This window comes from Caballeronia jiangsuensis (assembly GCF_046030135.1).
GTDB lineage: Bacteria > Pseudomonadota > Gammaproteobacteria > Burkholderiales > Burkholderiaceae > Caballeronia > Caballeronia jiangsuensis.
This window is the reverse complement of sequence record NZ_JAQQDB010000006.1, coordinates 97,032-123,460: the sequence shown is the minus strand read 5'-3', so window position 1 is coordinate 123,460 and position 26,429 is coordinate 97,032. Positions and strand designations below refer to the sequence as shown.

Sequence of the window (26,429 nt, the reverse complement as noted above, 5' to 3'; positions counted from 1 at the left end):
CAGTGAGCCACCGCGGCAATCACGGTGACGACGGCGCTGCTGGCGCGGCAGCGAATTCGTCCGAATCCTCGACGAGATCGGATTGAGTCGGCTTTTCAATAACGCCGAGTTGCAACTGGGCACGCTGCCAGAATTCGTCAGCCCGACCTTCCGGACACCCCGCTTCGGTCCAAAGTTGATATGCGCACGAGCGGATTTGGTCTTCGGTGATGCGAACGTCCATGTCTTGCCTCGCTGAGGTTGTGCCGACCCTGCGTGCGCGCCCGTCATGGTGCCGTCACACGTTTCGAATATTCACAGGTCGAGTCCTGATGATGCGCTTTTTTGCGGCGCGAAACTCAGCGCGATTTGATTGATATTTGAAAAGACCCGGCGACCCGCGGATAGATTCGTTCAAGTCTTCCCCGAAGCCATCTCCGTCTCGGCGAGCGCCTTCAAGAACGACTCGGACCACCAGCGAACATTCTCTTTGCGGACCCGGTCCGCGAGTGCGGTATGTCGATTGATGCGCTCATCGAGCGGCATGACCAATGCGCGCTGGATAGCGTCTGCTGTGCCCTGCGTGTCATAGGGGTTGACGAGCAGCGCTTCCGTCAGCTGCTCGGCCGCGCCGGCGAAACGCGAAAGCACCAGCATGCCCGGGTCAGCCGGGTCCTGAGCAGCGATAAACTCCTTCGCCACCAGGTTCATGCCATCGCGCAACGGCGTCACCAGCGCGACACGACTCGCGCGATAGAGTCCCGGCAGTCGTTTTCGGGCTACATTGCGATGAATGTACCTGACCGGCATCCAGTCCAATTCTCCAAAGTCACCGTTAATCTCGCCGCACAGGCTGTCCATTTCACGGCGAAGATCATCGTACGCCCCGACGTCCTCGCGGCTCGGCGACGCGATTTGAATCAGCGTAGCGCTGTCACGATTTTCCGGGTAGCGCTCCAGCAATTGCCGGAAAGCGTGAATCCTTTGCGGTAATCCTTTCGAATAATCGAGTCGGTCAACGCCGAGAAGCAAGCGCCGCCGCGAGTATTCGTCACGCATGCGCGCAAACATCTCGCGCCCTTCCTTGGCCCTCGCAAGGCGTGCAAATTCCTCGACGTCGATGCCGATCGGAAAGGCCCCTACTTGTAACGTGCGATTGAAAGCACGGAGGTGATTCGGACCCACGCGGACGGCCCGAGCCTCGGATTCGACATAGTGCGAAAAGTGCGTGACATCGGACTGCGCCTGGAAGCCGACGAGATCGTATGCGAAGAGCGACCGCATGAGCCACTCGTGCTCGGGGATCGCCGCCATGATCAGTGGGGGCGGCATCGGAATGTGCAGGAAAAAGCCGATGCGATGGTTGCAGCCGGCCGCACGCAATTCTGCGGCCAGCGGGATCAGATGATAGTCATGCACCCACAGGATGTCATCTGGCTTCAACATCGTGAGCAACTTGCGCGCGAACAACCGGTTCACGCGTCGGTACCCCTCAGCGAAGCGCGTGTCGAATTTCGCGAGATCGAGGCGATAGTGGCACACCGGCCAAAGCACGCCGTTGGAGTATCCAACGTAATAGGTGTCGTGCTCGTCGCGGGTCAGATCGAGCGTTGCCAGTGTCACGTTGCCGCTTGTATGAATCTCAAGTCCATGCCGGTCGGCAGCCCCTCCCTCCGTGTCGTCGCTTAGTTTGCCACTCCAGCCGAACCATACTCCGCCAGTTTGTTCAAGACTTTCCCGCAGGGCGACGGCGAGGCCTCCTGCCGCAGATTTGCGAGGATCGGAAGTGCGGTTTGATACGACCACCAGACGGCTCATATCAGGCTCTGAGTTGGCAATTTAATCCACACTGGCACGGTAACATGATGCGTCGCGCTTTCAGTCGATAAGGCGTCGCTAATACGACTTAATTTACCGCCCACCGTCTGTCCAGGCGCGCGAGACGGTCCATATCAAGGACATCGTAGGAGTTGGCTCACGGAGACGACCAGCATCTGTGTGCAGGTCGATTAGACATAGGCGTCTTTTTTGCTTCGCACCATTTATGTCGCTTCTCCGTTATGCCGATTCGCGGTTGGTTTGACTGGCCGATGGGAATCAAATGTTCGAACGCGCACGGTTCGACTTCCAGGCGGAGGACAGCGAGCTTCGGGAGTAGTTTGGCTTACGGCATGCATCGTGCAGGAGGCGCCATGCTTCATACGTTTCTAGCAAATAACCGCGATGAACTGATCGTGCGCTGCAGGTCCAAAGTGGCGCTGCGGCCGGCACGTGGTGCGTCCGCGCTTCAACTCGAAAACGGCGTTCCGCTGTTTCTTGAACAGCTGATTGAAACGCTGAAAATCGAGCAAACTGAACGCCCGTCAGAAAGCCTCATTGTGTCAGGCTCGCCAGGAGGTAATTCAGGCCGTTCGGAGATTGGGGAGGCAGCGGCCCGTCATGGACACGAATTGCTGACGTTGGGATACACGGTTGACCAGGTCGTCCATGATTATGGAGACCTTTGTCAGGCCATTACTGACCTCGCACATGAACGCGATGCCCCGTTTTCGATCGACGAGTTCCGCACGCTGAACCGCTGCCTGGACAACGCGATCGCCGATGCTGTCACCGAGTTCAGTTACCAACGCGATTTCAAGATAGCTACTCAAAATGCACTTGATGAAGGCGAGCGCATGGGGTCTTTCGCCCATGAACTTCGCAACTTCCTGCACACGGCGACCCTTGCGTTTGCTGCTGCAAAAGCTGGAAATTTGCCCTTGTTTGGCGCTACGGGCGCCGTATTGGAGCGGAGCCTGACGGGCTTGGAGAAGCTCATTGAGCGTTCAATCGACGACGCCCGCGTTCCCGCAGGTGATAGTGCTAAATGGGCGCTGTTTTCAGTTTCTGACTTCATAAACGAAACAAAGCACGCGGCAAATCTGGCCGCACAGCTACGCGGGTGCAAATTTGTCGTGACGTCAGTCGATCCCCAGCTCGCTGTCAGCGGAAACCGTGACCTCCTTTATTCAGCGCTCGGCAATCTCATACAAAACGCCTTTAAATTTACCCAACCAAACTCCGAACGAGCGCGTATGCCATCGCCGACAAGATACTTATTGATGTGAAGGATCATGGCGGTGGTTTGCCGCCAGGCAAGGCAGAACAGATGTTTCTGCCATTCACCCAGTTCGGAGCCGACAAATCCGGGCTAGGGCTCGGATTGTCGATAGCACGTCGAAGCGTCGAACTGAATGATGGCATTCTGAGCGTGCGCGATGTTCCGGGCGTCGGATGCATATTTACGATCAGCCTTCCGCGACACACGTTGATGAAGAAATAGCCAATGTTGCGTCGGACATCACAGACTGAGCGTCGTTGGCGCCTCATGACCGAACAGAGCCCGACGTCAACATTCACGAACCCCCGACGCGCGGGATCAGTCAGTTGGGCCGAGCAACACGTCGATCGCTGCTTGTCCGGCGATCTCCGCAACCAGATAGGCCCATCGTTCAGTGAAACGGCCGATACTTTCGCGGCAAGCCGAATGGCGGCAAGGGGCCGGCAAGACAAGAGGTCGCCCCTGCCAAGAAGTTCCTGGCAACAGTTCCGACCCAATTCGCGGTTTGCCGCTTTTCCACCATTTTCAAGCATTTCTGCATTGAAACAGTTGTCTCAGTCGCCCAGGCTTATTCCTTTTGTTTCTGACGCGAAGAATGTGGCGACAAAACTAATGACTGCCAGAACTGCAAACTAGGTTGCGATAGGCCAATAGGCGTTCTCTACCCAGGCCAGAGCATCATCACGCTGTACGGCAACTACACAGACGGCGGCAGCGTCGATTTCTGCTGACAAATTTTTCTAACGCGAGGGCGACCGAACAACCATGGTGAACGTCCTCTTCGACTGCCGGCGAGCGCCAGTACCCGCCCCCATTTCGTCGCCTTGGTCTTCGCGACAGCATTGCTCCGATTTTGATATGGCCTCTCTCGCAATCCGGATGGCCCTATCAAAGCTGTTCTCCGTAGCGACGTGTCTGTTGTCAATGCTCACGAGCCAATGATCATCGCGAAGGCACCAGCGGATCCTGCGCTCCTCAACGAGCAATGCGAACCATCGCCAAATCGAGGCGTCGTCTGCATTTGCCGCCGAGGCCGCCGCCGCTCTGATGTAACTCATATCATCCAAATTGGCCACTTGTCACCCGGTTAGATATTGGCTGCTGCTCGACATACCGTGGTACGAATGCGGCCCCGTCACGCTCATCCGCGGAAACAACTAAAGACCGGTCCCATTACGTCGCACGACGTGACCTGCCACGCTCCATTGAGAAGATCAGACACTTCGTCATCCGATGCCGCTCCCGAAAATGCAGCAAGCCGGCGGACCTTCTCAGCAATTTCATCACGCGATAGCGTGTTGCCCGGATCGCCCTTTGGTTCATCGATCCGCCCGGCGTAGTGTCGGCCATCGTGGGTAACGACAGTCACCTTGCCGATCCACCGGGCCGGATACGCGCGGTCCACTTCGTCGTCGAAAACCATTTCTACCTTGTCGCGAAACGCCGCCACTGACTCCGCGTCGAAGCTGCCTTCGAACTCGTTGACTCCGGCGTACCCATGCAACGCGACAAGTCCAAGCACGTTCCCATATTGAACTTCGCCTGATGGACGGTGCGCGGCACAACCACCGCTCCGAGAACGTCGAGCGCGCCCTGATGCACATGCGCGGTGACACGCGCGATATCGGAAGCCAGCAATCGCTCGCGCCCGGTAACCGCAAGCAGCGCATCGGCGGCAGGATGTGAATGGCGGCACGATGCGTGATATTTGAACGACGTTTCCGCAGTCGCCCACCGCTCGCCGAGCCGATCGACAAGCCGCGCCGGGTCGGCATCGCTCGACATACCCGCGGCCATGCCCTGCGCTCCCTCCAAGATACGTGTCGCCCCTCTGAATCCGTCAGCTGCGAGCTCGGCGGCCATCAGACCATTGGCGGCCGCCATTGCTGTATGAAGTTGTTTCGAATCGGCGGCGTCGCGCAGGAACTCCCATAAGCCACTAGCCTGTGTGCCGGCCGAACCGAACGCATCCAGCATCTGTTGCGGCGACAGGCCAAGCAGTCGGCCTGCCGTGGCCGCCGCCGCCACCGTCCCGGCAGTGCCCGTCGTATGGAACACTTTGTAATGAGATCGGCCGAGAAACTCGCCAACGCGGATGCCCGTTTCGTAGCCCGCAATCGCCGCCGTAATCAGGTCGCGGCCCGAAGCACCGCGAGCTTGCGCAAGCGCCAACGCAACGGGAAAAACGACGGTTGCCGGATGGAACACGGAGCCGTTATGCACGTCATCCTGCTCCGCAAAATGCGACGCAGCGCCATTCACCATGGCTGCGAAATAGGGCGTGGAGCGCGTGCGGTCGATCAGCACTTCGGCCGCGCCACCCTCGTCCGTCCCGCCGCCCAAGGCTGCGCGGCGAGCGAAGACGGCAATCGTTTCGACGGGACGCGCGCCTTTACCCGCCAGCGCGGAGCCAAGCCAATCCACGTAGAGGTTTACAGCGCGCTCCACCACGTGCGACGGGATCACGTCGAAGCGCAATTGAGCAGCAAAAGTCGCGAGGTCAAGACTGGGATGATCGGTCATGGTTGTAGAAACAGAAAAACAGAATCGATATGGGCGATAGATCGTGTTCGCTTCGCATTGCGCGTGATGTGCACGTCGTCGTAGTCAGATTTGCGGAGGATTGCCGTGGATTCAGGAAGCGTCGGTGCGCACAGGCTGGATCAGCCTCGCCGGAAACGCCGCCAACAATCCCACCGAGGCGACGATCATCAGCAGTCCGACCGCACCCATCGCGACATCCAGGCTTCCAGTGAGGCTCTTCACCCAACCGATAATTGCCGTGCTGAGAAAGCCGCCGAGACACCCGAGACTGCTAATCAAGGCGATTCCGCCTGGAGCATTCGACCTGGAAAAATAACTGGTGGGAATCGCCCAGAATACGGGAATCGCGCCATACAGTCCGGTCGCCGCGAGCGCCAGCAGCGCGATCGTCCAGCCGACGCTTCCGCCTGTGAATCCAAGCAGAATGAATCCCACCGCTGACGCCACAAGCGACATCGCAACGTGGTAACGCCGTTCGAGTCGATAGTCCGAATGCCGCCCAATCGCCCATAGACCCACCGTCGCGGCAACATAAGGAACGGCGGATAGCCATCCAATCGTGCGAAGATCATTCACTGCCAGACCTTTGATGAGCGTGGGTACCCACAGGCTCATCGCGACCGTCGCGCACGTGATGGAGAAATACGCAAAGACCGCTGCGTAGAATCGTGGATTGCGGAAGAGCATCCGCAACGACCCGCCCCCCGGATTCCGACTTGCTGACATGCTCGGCTTGCACGTCGGCAAGCACGATTGCCTTTTCCGAATCCGATAGCCACTTCGCTTGCGCAACGCCGTTCGTCAGGAAGAAATAAGCTGTGATCCCCAGCGCGATGGCGGGCAGCCCCTCATAAATGAACAATAGTTGCCATCCGCGCAAGCCATGCAATCCAGAAAGGTCGTGCATGATCCATCCGGCCAGCGGGCCACCGATCCAGCCGGACACAGGAATGCCCATCAGAAAGATCGATATGATCCTGGCCCGATAACGTGAAGGAAACCAGTAGGTCAGGTAGAGGATCACGCCAGCGATCGACGGCCCAAGTGTCCCAACTCTAGCTGCGATCCAATGGATCCTGGGGCGCTCGACCGGCGCGAATCGGCCAGACCCTATATCGGATTCACGTTTTCCGGTCAACATCATCGAGACTGTCGAGCAGTGCGATCGCGGCCGTAACGTCCTGGCAGTCCCGCCCCTCGGTGCAGGCGCTAACAACGCGCCCGAGCACGACCTGTGCTTGGCGGCATTTTCCGTCGGCTTTCCACAAGCTGGCCAGGGACATCGCCGCACGCAGTTCGACGAGTGTCAGACCAAGCGAGCGCGCGTCGGTCAGGGCAACGTTGAACCAGTGTTCCGCGACGCGGGCGTCAGATCCGGGATCAAGCAGTTCGGTCACGGCACGGGAGTAGGCCAGCTCGATCAATGAGATCATTTGTCCAGTGCTGATGCATTCGGCGCAACCCGTCTCGATGTCGCGCCGCGCATCATCGAAACGGCCCAGATTTGCGAGCGCTTGCGCCCTGCATGCGTACATGTATCCCAGATCGCTGCGGCCACCGCCTGCAGCGAGATGTTCGATTGCTTGCGCGAGGCGCGCCTCAGCCTGCTGATGTTTTCCGCGCCGCTCGAGCGCGACTCCCTCGTACACCATTGCCCAGCCTTTCCAAAACGGAAGGTTCTGCGTGTCGCACAGTTCGATACAGCGATCGCACAGGTCGAACGTCGTCTCTTCATCACCGGTTTCCGCGAAGGCCCGTGCCGCGACGCTCAGTGCCTGTGACAGCACAAACGGCTGCGCAATATCCGTCGCATGGTCGACGGCCAGTCGCGCATAGTGCTTCGCCTGATCGAAGCGGCCACCAGCCAGATGGCAATAACTGAGCCAGTTGCATGCAGTCACCTTCGAGTCGTTGAGCCGGCCGAAACCGCTTTGCCGGTCTGGTCGGTACGAGTCGATGACAAATTCGAGCAATCTGGTGCAACGCTCGAATTGACCCTGTTGGTGGAGAATGGGTCCGACGCACGAGAACGCGACGAGCTTGCTGTCGATGTCCTGTGTACTCTCGCCCAGCAAGATCAGCCGTTCCGCGGTGGCGAGCGCCTTTCGGGTATCCGCACCAGCATACGCACAGATGTTGATGCCCGACAGCGCGAGGATCGAGAGCCGTGGATCAGTCACCTGATCGACCAACGCTTCGACACGTGCCCACAACGCCGAAGCCTGTTTGCACGCATAGCCTGTAAGCACCCAATGACAGGCGGCGCCCGTAACAAGGAGTCCCACTTCGTGGTCCGCACGGTGCTCGATAGCGGCCCGATCGATCAGTGCAAGGCCTGCATCGACATATTCCAGGGCTTCGCGATGACGGTTCTTCGTGATCGCCGACCGCGCAGCCGTACGCCACTGCGGCAGTGCGAGATCGACCAGGTCCGCGCGTGTCAGGTGCAACGCAAGCAGTTCGGGCCGGGTCTTCGTCCGGTCCTTGAGTTCGGTGGCCAGCGCGCGTGCAATCGCCGCATGAATCTGCTTTCGCCGGCTCATCAGTAGCCCGTCGTAGGCGACATCGCGCACGAGCGCATGCTTGAACATGTACACGGCTTCCCCACCGCTGCCATGCCTGAAGACCAGTCCGCTGTCGACGAGGCGGTCGAGTGACTCCTGCAAATCAGCCTCGTTCGTCGGGCTGATCGCCGCGAGCAGTCCGCGATCGAACTCGCGGCCGATGCACGCGCCGATCTGAGCGACTTCTTTGCATGTTCCGAGACGATCGAGGCGTGCCATCAACGAGTCCTGAATCGTTGTTGGAATCGCTGGCGGCGGCAGCGGTCCCGGCAGTTCCCAATGGTCGCCAGCATCGCGCAGGATACCGGACTCGAGCACCGCCTGTGTCAGCTCCTCGACGAATAGTGGCACCCCGTCGGTACGTTCGAGAATCTGGTCGAGCAATTCCCCGGGCAATGGCTTTCCGCTGACGAGTTGATCAGTGATCGCCTCTCCCTGCCGTCTCGACAGGCGGTTCAGATGCAGCAGCGTCACGTTGCCGTGTCCCGTCCAAGGTGGCACGAATTCGGGGCGACAGGTTACGATGAGGAGGACGGGTGCTTCACGTATCCGCTCGACCATCAACGCCATCGTCTCGAGTGTCGCTGGGTCGGCCCACTGTGCGTCTTCGCAGATCATCAGGATGGGCTGGCGTTTCGCCAAACGCAGCATCTGCTCGACCAATGCGGCTATCGTCTTCTCCCTGTGCTTTGGCGGTGCGAGCATCTGCGTCGGATAACGATCGGTCGGCAGCGACAGTAGCGCGGCAAAAAAAGGTGCGACGAGCGGCAACTCGTCGAAGTCGAGATTCAGTGACGCTTCCAGCCTATCGAGCTTCTGCTCTGGCGTATCATCGCGCTCAAATCCAAAAGCGCGCTCGAACGGTTCGACAAGCGGATAGAAGGCCGAACCGTTGTGATAGGGAGAACATTGATAGAACTGCCGCAGATGATGTGTGTCAGCGAGATGTCGACTGAGCACGTGTGCAATGCGACTTTTCCCGATGCCGGGTTCCCCGGTCAGTAATACGACCTGACCTTCGCCTTCGTGCGCGTTGTCCCAGCGGGACAGAAGTAAAGCAACTTCGGACTCGCGACCAACAAAAGGTGTATAGCGGCTTTTTCGGTTCGCGTCGAACCGGCTTTCACTACGTGTCAGATCCCTGACGAGATATGCCTTTACGGGTTCGGTGATGCCTTTCAGCGCGTGCTCACCGAGATCCTCGATCCTGAAGGCATTTCCGAGCAACCGACATGTGCCCGAAGAAATCACAATTTGATCTGGGTCGGCAAGCGCGGTCAGACGCGCGGCAAGGTTGGGGGTTTCGCCCACGGCCGCATTCGATCGCAGAGCGTCCCACGCGCCGCTGTCGCCGACAACGACCGAACCGGTTGCGATGCCAACATGCACTCTCAACGGAGTTGAAGCAGGCACTTTGCTGACGACGGCTACCATTTCGAGCGCAGCGCGCACGGCGCGCTCCGCGTCATCCTCATGCGCCTGGGGAAAACCGAAGTACACGACTATGCCGTCGCCGAGGTATTGCGCCACGTGACCGGCATAGCGGGAAACAATATCCCCGCATGCGCGTTGGTAAGCGTGCATCAGGTCCCTTAGCATCTCCGCGTCGAGCCGCCGCGCGAGTTCCGTCGAGCCGACAAGGTCGCAGAACAGTACAGTGAGTTGTCGGCGCCCGGCATCCTGGGCCGATTGCATTGTCGACGCCACAACGTGCCTGTCGTTGTCAAGCGTGCAAATAGCTTTTAATAAAAGCCTGCGGTGCCCGAGCAGCACGCCGAGTTTGACTAGATCTTCCTCCGAGAGAAGTGGCAGCGAATGCAGGTCAATGCCATGGGATTCGAACAATGGCACGTACTGGTCAAGCCCGAGGGGGCGCAGCCACGATGCGAGCGTATCCATGGACAGACTCTGGTGACGACTGCAACCTGCTTGCCAGGCCAGGGCGTCAAGGTGAAACGCAATTAATCTGGGCAACCAAACCTACTACATACCGTAGCAAGCAGATGGCTCGTAGGCAAGGCGCATTTTTGTGGGCTACAAACCATACATCATGCACGTGCGGAAACTGAAGTCTGGGAGTATCACGCGTTTGCTGGCAGCGGGACCTGACAACGGTTGGACGGCAGGAAAGCGACTTCTGTACCGCGTCACCGATGTCGTTAGGCGTTGACGAAGGTGCCATTGCGGGCCGGCTCGTCGACGCCTGCGGTCTGCCGTTTGAATGTCTGCAGTCTCTCGACGGTGAACGTCTGGAATTGGCCGAGCCAGCCCTCATCACATCGACACCGCAGCAACGCATCTAGTCAGGCATTGTTCCCCACGCCTGCGTACGCAACGATCTCGATTAGCATCTCTTCGCGCGCGAGACCGGCCACGACGAACGACGCACGATTTGGAAACGGCGCCCGAAAATGCCGCAGCCAGACCGCGTTAACGAAAGGAAGCCACGCCCGGTCCGTCACGTAGATGAGCACCTGAGCGACGTCGCCGGCCGTAGCGCCCGCGGCCTCGAGCGTCCGGAACAGGTTTGCGAACACCTGCTCCGTCTGTGCCTCGATGCCGCCGCTCACAAGCGCGCCGTCCGCGCTCACGGGAATTTGTGCGGTATAGAGTGTTCCGTTCGCCGCGACCGCCCAGGAGAAGAGCGACTCGGCGCGCTCCGGTAGTCCGGTGTGAATCTGCCTGATGCTGCCCGCCCCCCGCGCGTTTCGGTCAGAAGCCGTCATCGGAACCTCCTGCCCCATGCGTGCGCGACGCCTCGCTCTCGGCCACTAGCACGCGGCGCTTCCAGTCGACTAGCCGCGCCAGTTGCGCGGGCTCTACATCGACGCCATTCCAGATCGCTCCGTGATGCCGCGCTTCAAGCTCTTCCGGATCAACCTCGTGCGAGAGGCCGGGTTCTACGTCGATCGGCGAAGGAATCGCTTCGCTCGTGCGGCAGCATACAACGATCTCCCCAGTAACCGCACCGGAGCGCGCGTTGCAGCCCAGATAGGTGGGGTAAAGGCCGCGCCCATCCGTCCAAGCGAAATGACAGCCGGCCGCGTCCCGCCACGAAAGATCGAAGCGGCGCGAGCGCCCGCTCATCGTCTTAAGACCATGCAGCGCGAGACGCGGCGCAAGTGCACCCGAAACGCGCACCACGCCGATTCCTTCTTTCGTCGCCCTCGCCCATGCAAGCTCGAACGCCAGCACGCATCCGGCGAGACCGGGCGCTTGCCGTGCCGGATGTTCGCCACAGGCCGCGCCCTTGACGGTGTATTGCTCGCGCGCCTGCGCGCCGAGCATGCCATCAAGCGCTTCGAGACCGCCAAAGCCTACAGCCTGAAGCCATACGGCCGCATCCGCTGCATCCTCGTAATCGCCCTGCGCCCATCCGCTGCCTTCCAGCGCCGCGCGGCACAGCGACGTCAACTCATTCATCGCCGTCTTCATGCTTGTCCAATTCCTCTTTCGTTGCTGTCCGGCACGCACGGAAAAATCCAGTCATCGGCCATGTCTGCCGCGAGCTCATCGAGTGTCGGCGCGCCCTGGAACAATGTGACGCGCACCCAGAGGTTCGACTTGGGATCGAACTTGCTCGCACCGAACATCGCGAGCTTGGCACGCATCAGGTCGATCGGCAGGGTGTCCGCCGCCAGCAGGTTCTCGCGGATCTCGCCGTATGGCCGGCCAATCAGGGTCTGCACGCGGCGCACGATCGCGCGGTGCTCCGGATGCATCGCGACGAACTCCGCGACGCTCATGTCGTCGTCGCGCAGCGCGTGCAGGGCCGCGTGAAGCCGTCCGACCTGGCGCGCGATATCGAGTGGCAGTTCACGCTCCGAGCCCGGCTCACGGTCTCGTACGCCCAGACGCGGCTCCTCTTTTTCCGCCGAGCGATACCAGAAGAAATGCGTATCGTCGCGGAGCGCAGAGGGCTGCTGCAACGCCCATCGATAGTCGTCCTCAACGAGCTGGCGCAACTCGCCCGTACGCATATCGGAATCGAGGCGCAAGGTATCGTCGACGGGCGCGCCGCAATCGATCGAATCGACGAGTTCTGGATAGAGTTCCAGCAGGACGGCCACCAGCACCTCCTGCGCGGCGCTCGACACCCGCTCGCCGGTCCACGCCAGCAACATATCCCAGTGGAATGCTTCAGGCGTCGCGGCAAGGCGCCGCAGCGCATCCTGGATGATCGGCAGCTCGCCGACGATCACCGCGTTGCGCGCGGCCTCGCGCGGATGGTCCGTGTGCACCTGCGCGATGTGACGCGCCGCACGGGCCAGCAGGGCTTGCGCGCGTGTCGTCGCAGGGGCATCGACGGACTCGACGGCCAGCACGCGTGCTAGCGCGGTCTCCCGTCCGCGCACCCATTGATCGAGCTGAAGCGGATGCCGTATGAGGAACGGCGCCATGCCAAGCCCGGTGGCGTTGCCGACGCCGAGATAGCGCCGGCAACTGCGCGCGAGCTTCACGGCGATGCGTGGATTACGGCGCACCGCGACGTGTTCGGCGAGACGCACGCTGAAGTCCCGCAGCACATACACGGCGCACATCTGCGCCGAAAAGCCCGAGCGAAACGCTCGAGTGCCGGCAATCCGCGGATAGTCCGCGATACCGAACTTGCCGTTGCCATACACGGCCGTCGTGCGAACCAGGTAGCCGACCCGCTCGAAGACGGATGAATCCGGCTGACGCCCCTCGGCGAGACAGCTCACCACATGGTCGAAGTTGCGCACGCTCTTGTTGGCACGGCACAGCACGAGATCGTTCGCATCGAGCCGGCCCGCCTCCTGCAACGGCACATTGGCGCGCAATCGCTCGAGGTCGCCCGGCTGCGGCACGCCGCAGATGAGTGCGGACGTGATGTCCCACTTCTGCGCGATCACGCGATCCGTGCGCTCCGCCGCGTCGAGATGCTGCGAGAAAATTACCTGGCTGTAGCGCTCGCCGTAGGCTTCGATCGAATAGATGCAGACGCCGTAGCCCTCGTCGTCCAGCTCCATGTGCGCGACGCGAACCCGCCACTGGTCGCGCGCCATGCGCCTGACGAGCGCCCGCACGAAGCTCAGCCGCGTGCCGTGCATCGCGCCGAGACGTTCGGTGCGGTTCGTGACGTCGGCGCTGCGCAGCGCCGGATGCGTGTTCTGCATGATGTTCACGCTGTCGTCATTCATGATGGCCTCATCGTTCATCGGTCGACTCCTTGCTCGATCGCCATCGTCCGGGCAATGCGCACGGCGTCCCAAAGCGAGGGCAGAATCAGGATCGACACCGGCACCGCCGTGATGACGATGAACGACTGCAGCGCGCTGACGCCGCCTGAGCCCATCGTGATCAGCACCGCGCCCACCAGCCCCATGCCGATGGCCCAGAAAATCTTGAGCCAGTGACGCGGCTCACCGCGATCACCCGACATCGCCATGGCGATCGTATACGCCATCGAGCCGCCGTTGGTCACGACCGAAAAGAAGCTGAGAAACAGGAACAGCGCCGAGATCAGGTTGCGCAACGGCAGCGCCTGCGCCACGCCGAGCAACAGCGCCTCGGGCAGGCTTCCGTGCGAAACGACGCTACCCGGTGAGGCAAGCTCGATGCCGATGCCCGCGCCGCCCACCAGCGTGAACCACAGCATCGTGATCACGGGCGCTGCGATGGAAAGCAGCACGACCAGCTCGCGAATGGTGCGGCCGCGCGACACCTTCGCGACGTAGATCGCCATCATCGGCGCATAACCGATGAACCAGCCCCAGTAGAAGAGCGTCCAGGCATTGAGCCACTTGTCGTCGCCGCGATACATCGCGGTCTGGACGAAATCGACGACATGCGTCGCGAACGCCTGGAAGAACACGCTCGTCAGAAAGGCCGTCGGCCCGAAGACGTAAAGATAGGCCGCCAGCCCGAGCATGAGCCACACGTGGATCTTGCAGACGAAGCGCAGCCCTTCCAGACCCGCGATGCAGGCCGACGTGAAAATCACGGTCACCGCGAGAATCACGAGCGCCTGTGTCACGACGGTGTCGGGCACGGCCCAGACCGAATGCAGCACATAGGCGATCTGCAGCCCGAGAAAGCCGATCGGGCCGATGGTGCCGGCCGCCACCGCGATGATCGAGGTGGCGTCGGCGAGCGTCGCGATCGGGCCCTTGAGCGCGCGCGCTCCGAAGAGCGGATAGAGCAGCGTGCGCGGCGCGAGCGGCAAGCCGCGGTCGAAGTGCAGATGCATCAGCACGATCGCGAGCAGGCTGCCGAGCACGGCCCACGCGAGAAAGCCCCAGTGCAGGAAAGACTGGGCGAGCGCCGCCACGGCCCCTGCCTGTGTGCGCGGCGCCGCGCCGAAGAACGGCGGAGGGCTCATGAAATGCATGAGCGGCTCGGCGGCGGCCCAGAATGCGCCGCCGCCGGCCAGCAGCGCGCACATGATGATGACGACCCAGTTGAACGTCGAGTTCGACGGAACCTGCGCGGCGCCGCCCAGCTTCACGCGGCCGAGCTTCGAGAAGGCGATCGCGAGACTGACCGCGAAGGTCGCGAGCGTCAGCACCTGCCAGTAGAAGCCGAAGACGCGCGTCGCCCAGCCGAAGGCGGTATCGACGACCGTCGAGAGCCACGAGAGGTTGCACAGCGCCGCCACCAGGAACAGCACGAAGAAGCCGCCGCTGATGAGAAAGATGGGCCAGTCGATGCTGCGCGCATGAACTTCCCGCTCATCGCGTCTGGCCGCAAGCGCGGGCGTGGTATCTATTTCCATGTCTCCTCCAGTTCGAATAGTAGTCTCGTGCGATGTAGTCTCGTGCAACGCACCGCGCGCTAGTCGCGCCGCTCGGCGTCGCACAGAATGCGCATCCAGTTGCCGCCCATGATCTTCGCCACCTCGGCATCGGAGAATCCCGCGCGGGCGAGCGCCTCGGTGAGCTTTGGAAAGTCCGCGTTCGAGCGGAACCAGTTCACGGGGTCGGGCCACGCGGCGTGCTCCGCGCTGCCTTCGCCGTAATCCGTCTGCTTGCTCCAGCGGCCGTTGCGCATCCATTCGAGCACGCTGTATGGCTGTGCCTGACACAGGTCGCTGCCGATGCCCACGTGGTCGACGCCGATCATGTCCACCGTGCGCGCCACCATGTCGGTGAACTCGCCCGTCGTGCAGCGGCTGCCGTTCTTCAGGTGAAACGGATAGAGGCTGAAACCGACGAGACCGCCCCGCTCCGCCAGCGCGCGCAGCACCGCATCCGACTTGTTGCGCTTCGCCGCATGAAAGAAGGAGGGGTTCGCGTGACTGATGACGATCGGCCGCTTCGACAGCGCGATCGTCTCGAGCGTCGAACGCTCCGCGCTGTGCGACATGTCGACGATCATGCCGACGCGGTTCATCTCCTCGATCACCGCGCGCCCGAAGCGCGTGACGCCGCCGTCGCAGGCTTCATAGCAGCCCGTCGCGAGCAGGCTCTGATTGTTGTAGGTCAGTTGCATCGTGCGCACGCCCAGATCGCGGAACACCTCGACGAGACCGATGTCGTCCTCGATCGGCGAGCAGTTCTGCAGCCCGTAGAGAATCGCGATCCTGCCGCTGCGCTTCGCGACGAGCACGTCGTTCATAGTGCGTGCCGGCATCACGAGATCGGCATGGCGCTCAAAGCGCGCGTTCCATTCGGCAATGCGCGACAGCGTCTCACGCGCGTTTTCCCAGTAGACGATGGTGGCGTTCACCGCCGCCACGCCACCTTCGCGCATCTCCTCGAAAATCTGCCGGTTCCAGTTCGAATACTGCGTGCCGTCGATCACCACCAGCGAGTCGTGCAGGCTCATCATCTTTCCTTGTCCGTTCATGCCCGTGTGTAGGCGGTCTTGAGCGTCGTGTAGAACTCCGCCGCGTGCGGCCCCTGCTCGCGCGGACCGTGACTCGACGCCTTGCGGCCGCCGAAGGGCACGTGATAGTCCGTGCCCGCGGTCGGCAGATTGACCATCACGCAGCCGGTTTTCGCGTGGCGGCGGAAATGCGTCGCGTGCCGCAGCGACTGCGTGACGATGCCCGCCGTGAGCCCGAAGGGCGTGTTGTTCGCAACCGCCAGCGCTTCCTCGTAGTCGCGCACGGGAATCACGCATGCGATCGGCCCGAAGATCTCATCGCGATTGATCTGCATGTCGTTGCGGCCTTCGTCGAACAGTGCGGGCGACATGCACCACGCGCGCTCCGGCCGGGCCAATGCCTCGCCGCCGCACACGAGCCGCGCGCCCTCCTGTCGGCCCAGCGCGACGTATCGAAGGTTCGATTCGAGCTGACGCTGGTCGACCACCGGCCCCATCTGCACCCCGTCGTCCAGCGACCGTCCGACGCGCACGTCACGCAGACGCTGCGCGAGCCGTTCGACGAACGCCGCACGGATGCCGGGCGTCACGACGAGGCGCGACGAAGCCGTGCACTTCTGTCCGGTGCCGGAGTAAGCGCCGTTGAAAGCGCAATCGACGGCGAGATCGAGATCGGCATCGTCGAGCACGACGAGTGCGTTCTTGCTGCCCATTTCCATCTGCAGCCTGATGAGCTGCGGCGCCGCGGCGGCGGCCAGGCGCCGGCCCGTCTCGAGCGAACCGGTGAAGGTGATGCCGTCCACGTCCGGCGAATCCGCGAGCGCGCGGCCGATCGCCTCGCCCGGTCCCATCACCAGGTTGAACGTGCCGGCGGGCAGCGCCTGGCGGCTGATGATCTCGGTCAGCGCCCAGGCGCTCGCCGGCGTCAGATTGGCCGGCTTGAACACCACCGCGTTGCCGAACGCGAGCGCGGGCGCGATCTTCCAGCTCGCGGTGGCCATCGGGAAATTCCAGGGCGTGACGATACCGACGACGCCGAGCGGCTCGCGCTGGATATCGATTTCGACGCCGGGACGGACGGAATCGGCCTTGCCGCCGAGCTGACGCAGCACTTCCGCGGCGAAGTAGCGAAAGAACTGTCCCGACCGCGCGACTTCGCCGATGCCTTCGGCAAGCGTCTTGCCCTCTTCGCGCGACAGCAGCCGGCCCAGTTCGTCGCGGCGCGCGATCAGTTCATCGCCGATCGCGCGCAGCACGTCGTGACGCGCTTCGAGACCGTTCGCCGCCCAGCGCGGTTGAGCCATGCGCGCCGCTTCGATCGCCTCGCGCGCCTGCGCTAGCGTGGCCTGCGCGTAGCGGCCGATCACGTCCTCGGTGTCCGACGGACTCCGGTTGTCGATGAACTCATCGCCGGCCTGCCAGCGTCCATCGATGTAATTCAAAAAGGTCTGCGACGTCATACCCGATCTCGCTTTTTCCATTGACTTGAAGCGATTCTAAAAATCGGGCTAAGATAATCAAAGCCAAATATTTTTATGATTTTATTTGCTTCTCTTATCGATAAATGGACCGCCTCCCCGACGTCAAGATCACCCAACTGCGTCATTTCGTGGCCGTGGTCGAGTATCGCGGCTTCAAGGCTGCCGCCGCCGCCGTGTTTCGGAGCCAGCCCGCGCTGTCGCTGTCCATCAAGGAGCTGGAAAGCGCGCTGGGCGCCGCGCTCTTCGAGAAGGGCAGTCACGCGTCGCCCACACCCTTCGGCACCATGCTCTACGGCGAGGCGCGCAAGCTGGTCGAGCATTACGAGCGCGTGATCGGCTCGGCCGTCGACGTCGTCCGGGTGCGGCATGGGCGCGTGCGCGTGGCCGCGGTGCCATCCATCGCGCACGAAATGCTGCCGCGCGCGATCAGCCGCTTCGCGCAGCGCTATCCCGGCATCGAATTGCATGTGGAAGACGGTACCGCGGACTATATCCACGACCGGGTGCGCTCGGGCGTGATCGACTTCGGCATCGCAGGCGAGCCCAAGGGAGAGCCGGAGCTGAGCTTCACACCGCTTCTGTCCGATGTGATGTGCGTCGTGGTGAAGGCGGGCCATCCGCTCTTCCGGCATCGGAAGATCAAGTGGAAGGATCTGTCTGGGTATCAACTCATCGGCAACGGTACGATGCGCGCATTGCCGGCATCCCTGCTCGATGCGATTGGACAGATGGAGATCTTCATCGCCAACACCACCGCCCTGCTCTCGGCCGTCGAGGGTGAAGTCGGTCTCACCGTACTGCCTTATCTCGCGCAGCAGCGACATCGGGACATGCTGCGCTTCATTCCGCTTGACGAACCGCCTGTCGAGCGCACCGTGGGCTTCGTCGAGCCGACCGGAAGGTCGTTGAGTCCGGCAGCGCTCGCGCTGCGCGAGAGTTTCCTGGAGAATCTCGGCGTGTCGGCACTACCGAAGCAGGTTCGCCGCTTGGCGTTCGATTGATGCGATGGTCTGGAACGCGCAGATCGCGGACATGCTGAATGTGGGTCAGCGTGATCGCACTATCGGTAAAGCGTTCAGCCGCCTTGGGACTGCAGCGCGCCGCATTGCTGACCTCCGCGATGCGGTGCAGACGCGGCTCGCGTCGAGCAACGCGGAACTCGTCGGCAAGATCGTCGACGCTTGCGAGCGCTTCGATCGCGTACCCGCGACGCCCGAGGAAGCGCGCGCGATCCTGAAGCTGCCGCAGGCGGCGTGAAGGGGTGCTCACGTACAATGGCCGCTTCGAGGAATCTTGCGACGCGCAATGCTGAACGTTGACCCACAGAAGCCGGAATCGACCGCGTTGAGGGCGTTTGCCGTACTCGAATACGTGGCGCATGCGAACAAGCCCGTTTCCCTCGACGACGTGACCCACGCCTGCAAGCTGCCCAAGCCGACGGTGTTCCGCATCCTGTCAATGCTCTTCGAGGCCGATCTCGTCTATCGCGAACCGCTCGGCAAGCGGTACACGGTGGGCGCGCGCTCGGCCGCGCTCGCGCTCGACGTGCTGCGCCATTCCACCTTGCGCTCGCAACCTCACACGGTCCTGCAGGAACTCGTGGACGCAGTGGGCGAAACCTGCAACCTGACGATCCTCGACGGCAATCAGGTGCTCTATCTCGATCGCGTCGAAACGCCGATGCCCTTGCGTCTGCATCTGGAGCCGGGTACGCGCGTGCCGCTGCACTTGCGTGGAGCGGCCAGCGCCATCGCGGATGCAATGGCGCCGCTCAACAAACAAGCCAGCCACGTGACCCAGAGCGATTCGGCCGAATTGTTGTAGGAAACGACCCGCATCCGCCCAACGCAGCGAACATCCGGCGCCAGGGCAAATGCCCCGGCGCCAGCATCGCTCACTTCACTTGCGATATCCCATGGCCCGCGAGATGTTCAGCGCCGCATCCTGAACCGCCGGCGCGAATTCCTTCATGCGCTTGACGCTCAGGCGCTCCAACGGCCCCGAGATTCCGATGGCCGCAGCCGGAAGGCCGAACGCATCGAAGATCGGCGCGGCAACACCGCCCACACTGTCCCGCCATTCGCCACGATTGATCGCATAGCCATTGGCCGCCGCGCGCGCGAGCTCGACCTTGAGCGCCTGCAGATCCGTGATGGTGGCCTTCGTATGCGCGGAGAGATCGACCAGATGCCGCGCGAGGAATTCCTGCGTCTGATGCGCGAGAAGAATCTTGCCCGTCGCAACGCAATACGCAGGCGCATGGCCGCCGAGCACGGAATACGCACGCACGGGCTGCGCGCTCTCGATCTTGTCGACATACACGACCGAGGCGCCATCGAGAATCGACAGGTGCACCGTCTCTTGCGTGAGATCGACCAGCGCACGCATATGCACGGCCGCGAACTGCCGCACGTCGATCTGCGCCATCTGCTTCGCACCCAGCTCAAAGAGTTTGAACGTGCTCCGATAGTTGCCCGTGGTTTCATCGCGCGTTGCATAGCCTGCGTGCGCGAGCGTTTGCAACGTGCGGTGCGTGTTGCTCTTCGTGAGCCCGACCTGCTCGGCCAGCACCGGGATCGTGACGGGCTTGCCATTCTGATCGGCGAGCGCCTCCAGCAGCATCAGGCCCTTCAGCAACGTCTTGTCCATTGTCCTAAGATTTAGGATTAAAAGTTCATTCTACACCGCGCGTAGCGGCAAGAGCCGCGTATCGATCCGGCAATCTCCCCGGTGCGTGTTCACGGTACTCTGCCACACCATCCTATTTTATAGGATGCGTATATCATTTTTTGGTTTACACGCCCGGAAGATCGCGCCACAATCGAATCGACGCGCACGAGCGCCGCCGCATGCCAACGGGATCGCCAGGGAAAACACATGGATCAGCCACTTCAAGGAATCAGGGTCATCGAGTTCTGCAACGTCGCGGCGGGGCCGTATTGCGGAATGCTGCTCGCGGACATGGGCGCGGACGTCATCAAGGTCGAGCATCCGAACGGCGGCGATACGTTGCGTGCGTGGCCACCCATTTCCGATGGCTATAGCGAGAATTTCGCGTCGCTCAACCGCAACAAGCGCTCGGTCACGCTCGATCTGAAAAACCCCGAGGACATCCTTCAGGCGAAGTCGTTGATTCAGACAGCCGATGTCGTCATCGAGAACAATCGTCCCGGCGTGATGCATCGCCTCGGGCTCGGTTACGAAGACATTCGCGCGATGAAACCATCCATCGTCTATTGCTCGATCTCCGCGTATGGTCAGACCGGGCCGCGTTCGCAGGAAGGCGGTTTCGATCTGACCGTGCAAGCGATGAGCGGCATCATGAGCATCACGGGCGAACCCGATGGTGCGCCGGTCAAGTGCGGCGTACCGCTCGCGGATTTCTCCGCTGGCCTGTATGCCGCGTTCTCGGTGACATCGGCGCTGCGCGGTGTTGCGGCAACGGGCGAAGGCACGCATATCGACGTGCCGATGCTCGGCGCGACCCTCGCCATCGCCGCATTGCAGACGTCCGAATACTTCGGCACGGGGCGCGATCCGCAGAAGCTCGGCTCGGCGCATCCGCGTAACGCGCCCTATCAGGCGTTCAAGGCGCGGGACACGTATTTCGGCATGGCTGCAGGCAATAACGCGCTGTGGGAATCGGTGTGCAAGGTCGTGCAACGTGACGATCTCAAGGCGGACTCGCGTTATGCGACGACCACGCTGCGCGCGCAGCATCAGGTCGAATTGCGCGACACGCTGGAGGCGATCTTCGCCGCCGACGACGCCGAACTCTGGATCGAGCGCTTTCGTGCGGCGGGCGTGCCGTGCGCGCCGATCAACACGTATTCGCAAGTGTTGAAGGACACGCAAGTCGAGCATATGGAATGGGTGCAGCCGCTCGAATTGCCCAACGGCGTGCAGACGAAGACGTTCGCATCGCCCGTCAAATTCTCCGGTAAAACGCCTGACATTCGCCTGCGTCCGCCGGGACTCGGTGAACACAACGCCGAGCTGCTGAAGCGCTCGGAGGTCGAGGCATGAGCGGCATCATCGTCGAGAAAATGCCGACGCATTGGTCGATCACGCTCAATCGGCCGGACAAGCTGAATGCGTTATCCGCGAGTATCGTGGAAGAACTGATTCAGGCTTTCGACGCTGCCGATGCCGCAAAAATATCGCTCGTCACGCTGCAAGGCGAAGGCCGATGCTTTAGCGCGGGATTCGACATGAGCGACGTGCATGCGCAAAGCGAAGGCGATCTTGTGCTGCGTTTTATCCGCATCGAAACGTTGCTGAACAAGATTGCGAGCGCGTCGTGCTTCACCGTGGCGCTCGCGCATGGCAGAAATTTCGGCGCGGGTGTCGATCTGATTGCGGCGTGCAATCTGCGCGTGGCCGCGCCCGGTTCGACGTTTCGCATGCCGGGGCTGAAGTTCGGACTCGTGCTGGGTTCGGCGCGATTCGCGCGAATCGTCGGCACGCGTGAGGCGCAGCGCATTCTCGAAACAGCCGCCACGTTCGATGTCGAACGTGCCTGCGCGAACGGGTTTATCGAACGCGTGGCGGGTCCGGAGCAGTACGCGGAAGTCGTCGCCGAAGCGGTGGAACGCGCGCGCGCGTTGCCCGCCGAGAGCCGCGCCATGTTGCGACGCGCGCTGGACACCGAAGAGGCCGATACCGACCTCGCCGCGCTCGTTCGATCGGCGTCTGCGCCGGGCATTCACAAGCGCATCGAAGCGTATCTGGCGTCGTCGAAGAAGGCTTAGGAGACATCTCGTATGAGTTCGGGATTCGCAAGCAAGGACAAACAGGTCTCGCTCGCCGAACTGGCCGCGCTCGTACCCAATGGCGCGTCATTGGGCCTGGGCGGCAGCTTTCTGCATCGCGGGCCGTTCGCGTTCGTGCGCGAACTGATCCGGCAAGAGAAGCGCGACATCGAAATCATCAAGCAGTCGCCGGGCTATGACATCGACATACTTTGCCGCGCGGGCGTGGCCTCGCGCGCGCGTTGCGGCATCGTCGCGATGGAAGGCAATTTCGGGCTTGCGCCATGGTATCGGCGCGCGGTCGAGAAGGGTCATCTGAAGCTCGAAGAACACGCATGCGCGAGCCTCACCGCGGGACTGCGCGCGGCTGCCTTCGGCGTGCCGTTCATGCCGTGCGGCGGCTTGCACGGCAGCGATCTCGTGCGGATCAACGACTGGAAATGTCTCGACGATCCCTATGGCAGCGGCCAGAAAACCTACGTGATTCCCGCAATTTCGCCGGACTTCGCCGTGATTCATGCATCGAGCGTGGATCGCGATGGCAACGTGCGCGTGGCCGGCACGTATCACTGGGACCGAATCATGAGCCGCGCCGCCAAAAGCGTGCTCGTCGTGGCCGAAGAACTCAGCGATATGCGCTTCGCCGATCAGCCCGAACTCACGATCGTCCCTTATTTCATGGTGCAAAACTACGCGATCGTGAAGAACGGCGCATGGCCGGGCTCGTGCTGGCCATCATATGCGATCGACTATCCGGCGGTAGATGCGTATCTTCAAGAAGGCCCCGAAGCGCTCGCACGCCATATCGATGCCGCGCCCGAAGCGGAGGTTCATCGACATGGCTGAACAATGGAGCGGCTTCTCCTACATCGTCACGAATCTCGCGCGCTTCATCCGGCCGGACGAGATCACGTTCAGCGGCGTGAACTCCACGCCGCCGATGCTCGCATGTCTGCTCGCAAAGCGCGCTTATGACTGGGACTTCGTGTATATCAACGTGGCCGGCGGCGTCGATCCGTCGCCCTCTTCCATTCCGATTTCGAGCTCCGACCCATTGCTTGCGGAAGGCTCGGCATCGATCTTCGCCAACGAGGATTTCTACGATCTTTGCACGCGCGGCCGCATGGATCTCACGTTCCTCGGCGCGGCGCAACTCGACGGCGCAGGCTGCGCGAACAACTCGTGCATCGGCGAATGGGCGCATCCGAAAGTGCGACTGCCGGGCGGCGGCGGCGGCGCGGTCATGCTGCCGACGGCCAGACGCGCCTGCACGTGGCGCACCGAGCATTCGAAACGCACGCTCGTCGCGAAGCTCGACTTCGTGACATCGTGGGGCGGCATGCATGGCGTGGTCACGCCCATCGCCGTATTCGTGAAGCGCGACGGCAAGCTTGCATTGCAATCGTGGCATCCGGAATCGAGCCTCGATGAAGTGCGCGAACGCACCGGCTTCACGTTCGATGCAAGCGACGCCGAGCCCACCGCGCCGCCGACATCGCGCGAACGTGAAGCGCTCGAATCACTCGACCCGCACGGGCAATTCGAGCGCGATGCAGCCGTTCGACTCAGGTAACGAGAACGACACAGTGACGACGGCCACCGCATTGCATTTCGATGTCAGACCGACGAGTCTCGCGCAAGCCTTCGAACAGTACTGGCATGTGCGCAATGTGCAGAACCTTCCCGCAATCGGCGATGGCACGCGTTCGCTGACGTATGCCGAACTCGCACGCGAGACCGGCAGCGTCGCGGCGCACTTGTCGGGCCGCCACGCGCGCCCCGGCGATGTCGTCGCTATCACGATGTCGCGCTCGCTCGATGCCGTTGTGTTGTTGCTCGCAGCGATTCGCGCGGGACTGTGTCCGTGCGTGTTCGAACCGAAGCTCGCACCGGACGAAGTGAGCGCGCGTCTCGTCGAGACAGGTGCACGCTTTCTCGTGCATGACGACGACAACACATCTCTCGTGAGCGAACTTGCCATTCCTTCGCATACGACCATCATCGACTTCGCGCGTCTGACGGAACCGTCGTACTGGCCGCCTGTCGATGTCGCCGCCGATTGCCCTGCCCTTCTGCTCTTCACTTCGGGCAGCACGGGACGTCCGAAAGTCGTGCAACTCACTCAGGCCGCGCTGCTGAACAATGCACTCGGCGTACTCGAACAAAGCGCCTTAGCGAGCGACGACAGGCTGCTTCATGTCATGCCGATCTATCACACGAATGGCGTGAACAATCAGTTGTTCGCGCCATTGCTCGCGGGCGCGAGCGTCGTGTTTTGCCCGCGTTTTCGTGCGGAAGACATGCCCGATTTGATGACGCGCTTCAGGCCGACCATCATCACCGGCGTGCCTACGATGTATTCGCGCATGCTGGCGCAGCACTTCGACGCCGACTCGCTCGCAACGCTGCGCATGGCGCGCTGCGGTTCCGCGCCGATCATGGAAGCCTTGCACCGCGAAGTGGAAGCGAAGCTCGGATGTCCGCTCGTGATTTCCTATGGTTTATCGGAAGCGACATGTACGAGCACGCTCAATCCGCCGAACGCGCGACGCGTGGGTTCGGTCGGCAAGGTCGTGCCGGGACAGACGGTCAGGCTGCGCGCCGCCGACGACACGATGATCGATACACCGAATGTCGAAGGTGAAATCTGCATTGCAGGGCCGAATCTCATGACAGGCTATCTGGGCGCCGCCTATGAAACCTCGCGCACGATCGTCGATGGATGGCTGCGCACCGGCGATCTCGGCCGCTTCGACGACGATGGCTATCTCTACGTGACAGGCCGCATCAAGGACGTGATCATCCGCGGCGGCGAAAACATTTCGCCGTTGCTGATCGAGAGCGTGATCGTGGCGGAAGGAAATGTCGCTGCGTGCTGTGTCGTGGGCCGCGCGGATCGCGATCTCGGTGAAGTGCCGGTTGCGTTCGTCGTGCCGAGAGACCTTACCGCGACACATGCCGAACGCGTGAAGGACGCCGTACGCAAGCGCCTTTCACGCATCTACGTGCCGCACGACGTGGTGTTCGTCGAATCGTTGCCTGAGACGGCGGTCGGCAAGGTGGATCGCAAGGCGCTCGCGGCGCGCCTTGCCAAAGGCTTCTACGATACTCAGCCGTTATAGAACCGCCGGCGTGCATCGCGAAGCCACAGACGCACGAGATGCCGCTTGCGATGCTCTTCATCGAAATCGACGAAGTTCGTGCGTCGATGTCCACAACGCAAGTTATCGACGATCTGAATCTGGCCTGGCTCGAAGAAAAACTCACGCGCCCATTGCGGTTCGCGCATGACGGCTTCGAGCGTTTCCAGTGCTTCGAGGGTCTCCTCGTCCATCTCCCGCTGCGCCATCCGATAGCCGTTGATCACATGACGATGCGAAAGCCTGCACACGACACCGTCCGCTTCTTTGCAAAATAGAGGATGACTGATGATAGTCGAATCGCCGGGTGCGTGCTCGCGTTGCCGATCGAACAGATACGGCCGATGCAAGCGCTCAAGCAAATGCGGATAACGCTCGATCATCTGGTTGTAGACGGTATAGAAACTGACGATACTGCTCACGCCGCCTTCCTTGGCGGGATGCAGGCACAACAGCGCGACGTAATCCGGCGGGCAGACGTTATAGCTATTGTCCGTATGAAAGTTCTGTTCCGCGTTGGTGATGTCCGGCCGCACGCCGTTGCCGGGCGGCTTGCCGAGATCGCGCACGTCATAAATCATCTTGCCGTCCCAGCTCTGCGCGACGGGACGCGAGACCATCTGCGCGAGCAGCCAATACACCGCCGTCGCTTCTTCCTTGCTCCACAGTTCCATCGGCAAGCGATCGACGATCACGAAGCCCGGCCCGTCGCTCAGCAATTGCGCCGCCTCGCGCATCATCGCGCGGCAGCTTTCGAGCGAAAAGTCGTCCGGACGCAGAAGCGGCGTCGGCAGCGGATTCGCACGCAGCGTCGCCACGACTTCATCGAGTTCGCGGCGGCACGCATCGTCGATCTTCACGATGCCGTCTCCGGGCGCGAGGCTGTCACGCGTCCACGCAATCTTGCCGGTGAAAGGCGTCATGCGTACCGGCTCGCCGAGATCGTGCGCGGCGTCTTCTTCCAGTATCATCGTTTGATCCGTCATCTCCGAGGCTCCTTTTTTTTGCGGCGCAATGTCGTGTGTTTTATGCCGCGATGCAAGCCAGTCTAGGGCGTGCGCGCCGCGCCGGATAGCGAGACT

Annotated in this window: 21 protein-coding genes and 2 pseudogenes; 9 read left to right on the top strand and 14 right to left on the bottom strand. The window is 61.8% G+C overall.

From position 1 onward, the window contains the following. Positions 1–19: 19 nt before the first annotated feature. Positions 20–223: a DUF2934 domain-containing protein gene (locus PQR08_RS08415; RefSeq protein WP_250485929.1), complete on the bottom strand. Its 204-nt coding sequence runs from the start codon at positions 221–223 to the stop codon at positions 20–22. 170 nt (positions 224–393) lie between these two features. Further along, positions 394–1,797, bottom strand: a complete 1,404-nt coding sequence (gene otsA, locus PQR08_RS08410; protein ID WP_250485928.1) for an alpha,alpha-trehalose-phosphate synthase (UDP-forming) — start codon at positions 1,795–1,797, stop codon at positions 394–396. Positions 1,798–2,171: 374 nt separating this feature from the next. Here otsA and PQR08_RS08405 point away from each other — a divergent pair. Then, positions 2,172–3,301 (top strand): annotated as a pseudogene (locus PQR08_RS08405) (ATP-binding protein). A gap of 919 nt (positions 3,302–4,220) precedes the next feature. Here PQR08_RS08405 and PQR08_RS08400 read toward each other — a convergent pair. The 10 genes and pseudogenes from PQR08_RS08400 to PQR08_RS08355 all read right to left on the bottom strand — a co-directional run bounded on the left by PQR08_RS08400 (position 4,221) and on the right by PQR08_RS08355 (position 17,435). Next, positions 4,221–5,602, bottom strand: a pseudogene (locus tag PQR08_RS08400) (MmgE/PrpD family protein). Positions 5,603–5,713: 111 nt separating this feature from the next. Next, the gene (locus tag PQR08_RS08395) at positions 5,714–6,310 is read right to left on the bottom strand and encodes an MFS transporter (RefSeq protein ID WP_250485927.1); all 597 of its coding nucleotides are present in this window, start codon (positions 6,308–6,310) and stop codon (positions 5,714–5,716) included. Further along, a complete protein-coding gene (locus PQR08_RS08390) occupies positions 6,192–6,764 on the bottom strand; it encodes an MFS transporter (RefSeq protein ID WP_284509116.1) in 573 nt (190 codons plus the stop codon). The genes PQR08_RS08395 and PQR08_RS08390 overlap by 119 nt, the downstream gene beginning before the upstream one ends. After that, on the bottom strand, positions 6,745–10,086 hold the full coding sequence (locus tag PQR08_RS08385) for an adenylate/guanylate cyclase domain-containing protein (RefSeq protein ID WP_250485924.1): 3,342 nt from the start codon (positions 10,084–10,086) through the stop codon (positions 6,745–6,747). Before PQR08_RS08385 ends, PQR08_RS08390 begins: the two co-directional genes overlap by 20 nt. A 404-nt stretch (positions 10,087–10,490) precedes the next feature. After that, the gene (locus PQR08_RS08380) at positions 10,491–10,913 is read right to left on the bottom strand and encodes a RidA family protein (protein WP_250485923.1); all 423 of its coding nucleotides are present in this window, start codon (positions 10,911–10,913) and stop codon (positions 10,491–10,493) included. Then, positions 10,900–11,661 (bottom strand): DUF3726 domain-containing protein, encoded by a 762-nt coding sequence (locus PQR08_RS08375; RefSeq protein ID WP_408161252.1) that lies wholly within the window; start codon positions 11,659–11,661, stop codon positions 10,900–10,902. The genes PQR08_RS08380 and PQR08_RS08375 overlap by 14 nt, the downstream gene beginning before the upstream one ends. Continuing rightward, positions 11,619–13,367: a hypothetical protein gene (locus tag PQR08_RS08370; protein WP_250485921.1), complete on the bottom strand. Its 1,749-nt coding sequence runs from the start codon at positions 13,365–13,367 to the stop codon at positions 11,619–11,621. The genes PQR08_RS08375 and PQR08_RS08370 overlap by 43 nt, the downstream gene beginning before the upstream one ends. After that, complete coding sequence (locus PQR08_RS08365; RefSeq protein WP_408161251.1) at positions 13,364–14,923, bottom strand: BCCT family transporter; 1,560 nt, start codon at positions 14,921–14,923, stop codon at positions 13,364–13,366. Before PQR08_RS08365 ends, PQR08_RS08370 begins: the two co-directional genes overlap by 4 nt. 59 nt (positions 14,924–14,982) lie before the next feature. After that, complete coding sequence (locus tag PQR08_RS08360) at positions 14,983–15,975, bottom strand: dipeptidase (RefSeq protein WP_408161250.1); 993 nt, start codon at positions 15,973–15,975, stop codon at positions 14,983–14,985. Positions 15,976–15,992: 17 nt separating this feature from the next. Next, positions 15,993–17,435 (bottom strand): aldehyde dehydrogenase family protein, encoded by a 1,443-nt coding sequence (locus tag PQR08_RS08355; RefSeq protein WP_250485917.1) that lies wholly within the window; start codon positions 17,433–17,435, stop codon positions 15,993–15,995. Positions 17,436–17,539: 104 nt separating this feature from the next. Between PQR08_RS08355 and PQR08_RS08350 the strand changes: the two genes are divergently transcribed. From PQR08_RS08350 to PQR08_RS08340, 3 genes are read left to right on the top strand one after another with little or no spacing between them, the layout of a single operon-like run. Continuing rightward, positions 17,540–18,457 (top strand): LysR family transcriptional regulator, encoded by a 918-nt coding sequence (locus PQR08_RS08350; protein WP_250485916.1) that lies wholly within the window; start codon positions 17,540–17,542, stop codon positions 18,455–18,457. A 4-nt stretch (positions 18,458–18,461) separates the two neighbouring features. Further along, the gene (locus tag PQR08_RS08345; RefSeq protein ID WP_250485915.1) at positions 18,462–18,713 is read left to right on the top strand and encodes a 3-keto-5-aminohexanoate cleavage protein; all 252 of its coding nucleotides are present in this window, start codon (positions 18,462–18,464) and stop codon (positions 18,711–18,713) included. Positions 18,714–18,761: 48 nt separating this feature from the next. Then, positions 18,762–19,280: an IclR family transcriptional regulator gene (locus PQR08_RS08340; RefSeq protein ID WP_250485914.1), complete on the top strand. Its 519-nt coding sequence runs from the start codon at positions 18,762–18,764 to the stop codon at positions 19,278–19,280. Between the two features lie 75 nt (positions 19,281–19,355). Here PQR08_RS08340 and PQR08_RS08335 read toward each other — a convergent pair whose 3' ends face one another. Then, the gene (locus PQR08_RS08335) at positions 19,356–20,105 is read right to left on the bottom strand and encodes an IclR family transcriptional regulator (protein ID WP_250485913.1); all 750 of its coding nucleotides are present in this window, start codon (positions 20,103–20,105) and stop codon (positions 19,356–19,358) included. 228 nt (positions 20,106–20,333) lie between these two features. Between PQR08_RS08335 and PQR08_RS08330 the strand changes: the two genes are divergently transcribed. Genes PQR08_RS08330 through PQR08_RS08310 form a run of 5 tightly spaced genes read left to right on the top strand, consistent with a single transcriptional unit; the run spans position 20,334 to position 25,329 of the window. Continuing rightward, the gene (locus PQR08_RS08330; RefSeq protein WP_250485912.1) at positions 20,334–21,482 is read left to right on the top strand and encodes a CaiB/BaiF CoA transferase family protein; all 1,149 of its coding nucleotides are present in this window, start codon (positions 20,334–20,336) and stop codon (positions 21,480–21,482) included. Further along, entirely contained in the window at positions 21,479–22,207 is a 729-nt protein-coding gene (locus tag PQR08_RS08325) for an enoyl-CoA hydratase/isomerase family protein (protein WP_250485911.1), read from the top strand. The genes PQR08_RS08330 and PQR08_RS08325 overlap by 4 nt, the downstream gene beginning before the upstream one ends. Positions 22,208–22,219: 12 nt before the next feature. Continuing rightward, a complete protein-coding gene (locus tag PQR08_RS08320; protein ID WP_250485910.1) occupies positions 22,220–23,053 on the top strand; it encodes a CoA transferase subunit A in 834 nt (277 codons plus the stop codon). Further along, positions 23,046–23,780 (top strand): CoA-transferase subunit beta, encoded by a 735-nt coding sequence (locus tag PQR08_RS08315; RefSeq protein ID WP_238217971.1) that lies wholly within the window; start codon positions 23,046–23,048, stop codon positions 23,778–23,780. The genes PQR08_RS08320 and PQR08_RS08315 overlap by 8 nt, the downstream gene beginning before the upstream one ends. Before the next feature lie 13 nt (positions 23,781–23,793). Then, entirely contained in the window at positions 23,794–25,329 is a 1,536-nt protein-coding gene (locus PQR08_RS08310; protein WP_250485909.1) for a class I adenylate-forming enzyme family protein, read from the top strand. On the opposite strand, the gene PQR08_RS08305 is transcribed toward PQR08_RS08310, so the two are convergent. Next, positions 25,317–26,333 carry a TauD/TfdA family dioxygenase gene (locus PQR08_RS08305; protein WP_250485908.1) on the bottom strand — a complete coding sequence of 339 codons (1,017 nt, stop codon included), beginning with the start codon at positions 26,331–26,333 and terminating at the stop codon, positions 25,317–25,319. The genes PQR08_RS08310 and PQR08_RS08305 overlap by 13 nt on opposite strands. Positions 26,334–26,429 lie beyond the last annotated feature (96 nt).

Coding starts and splice junctions, on each gene's coding strand:
- PQR08_RS08415 (WP_250485929.1), bottom strand. CDS start 223: ATGGACGTTCGCATCACCGAAGACCAAATCCGCTCGTGCGCATATCAA.
- otsA (WP_250485928.1), bottom strand. CDS start 1,797: ATGAGCCGTCTGGTGGTCGTATCAAACCGCACTTCCGATCCTCGCAAA.
- PQR08_RS08395 (WP_250485927.1), bottom strand. CDS start 6,310: ATGCTCTTCCGCAATCCACGATTCTACGCAGCGGTCTTTGCGTATTTC.
- PQR08_RS08390 (WP_284509116.1), bottom strand. CDS start 6,764: ATGTTGACCGGAAAACGTGAATCCGATATAGGGTCTGGCCGATTCGCG.
- PQR08_RS08385 (WP_250485924.1), bottom strand. CDS start 10,086: ATGGATACGCTCGCATCGTGGCTGCGCCCCCTCGGGCTTGACCAGTAC.
- PQR08_RS08380 (WP_250485923.1), bottom strand. CDS start 10,913: ATGACGGCTTCTGACCGAAACGCGCGGGGGGCGGGCAGCATCAGGCAG.
- PQR08_RS08370 (WP_250485921.1), bottom strand. CDS start 13,367: ATGAACGATGAGGCCATCATGAATGACGACAGCGTGAACATCATGCAG.
- PQR08_RS08365 (WP_408161251.1), bottom strand. CDS start 14,923: ATGGAAATAGATACCACGCCCGCGCTTGCGGCCAGACGCGATGAGCGG.
- PQR08_RS08360 (WP_408161250.1), bottom strand. CDS start 15,975: ATGAGCCTGCACGACTCGCTGGTGGTGATCGACGGCACGCAGTATTCG.
- PQR08_RS08355 (WP_250485917.1), bottom strand. CDS start 17,435: ATGACGTCGCAGACCTTTTTGAATTACATCGATGGACGCTGGCAGGCC.
- PQR08_RS08350 (WP_250485916.1), top strand. CDS start 17,540: ATGGACCGCCTCCCCGACGTCAAGATCACCCAACTGCGTCATTTCGTG.
- PQR08_RS08345 (WP_250485915.1), top strand. CDS start 18,462: ATGGTCTGGAACGCGCAGATCGCGGACATGCTGAATGTGGGTCAGCGT.
- PQR08_RS08340 (WP_250485914.1), top strand. CDS start 18,762: ATGCTGAACGTTGACCCACAGAAGCCGGAATCGACCGCGTTGAGGGCG.
- PQR08_RS08335 (WP_250485913.1), bottom strand. CDS start 20,105: ATGGACAAGACGTTGCTGAAGGGCCTGATGCTGCTGGAGGCGCTCGCC.
- PQR08_RS08330 (WP_250485912.1), top strand. CDS start 20,334: ATGGATCAGCCACTTCAAGGAATCAGGGTCATCGAGTTCTGCAACGTC.
- PQR08_RS08325 (WP_250485911.1), top strand. CDS start 21,479: ATGAGCGGCATCATCGTCGAGAAAATGCCGACGCATTGGTCGATCACG.
- PQR08_RS08320 (WP_250485910.1), top strand. CDS start 22,220: ATGAGTTCGGGATTCGCAAGCAAGGACAAACAGGTCTCGCTCGCCGAA.
- PQR08_RS08315 (WP_238217971.1), top strand. CDS start 23,046: ATGGCTGAACAATGGAGCGGCTTCTCCTACATCGTCACGAATCTCGCG.
- PQR08_RS08305 (WP_250485908.1), bottom strand. CDS start 26,333: ATGACGGATCAAACGATGATACTGGAAGAAGACGCCGCGCACGATCTC.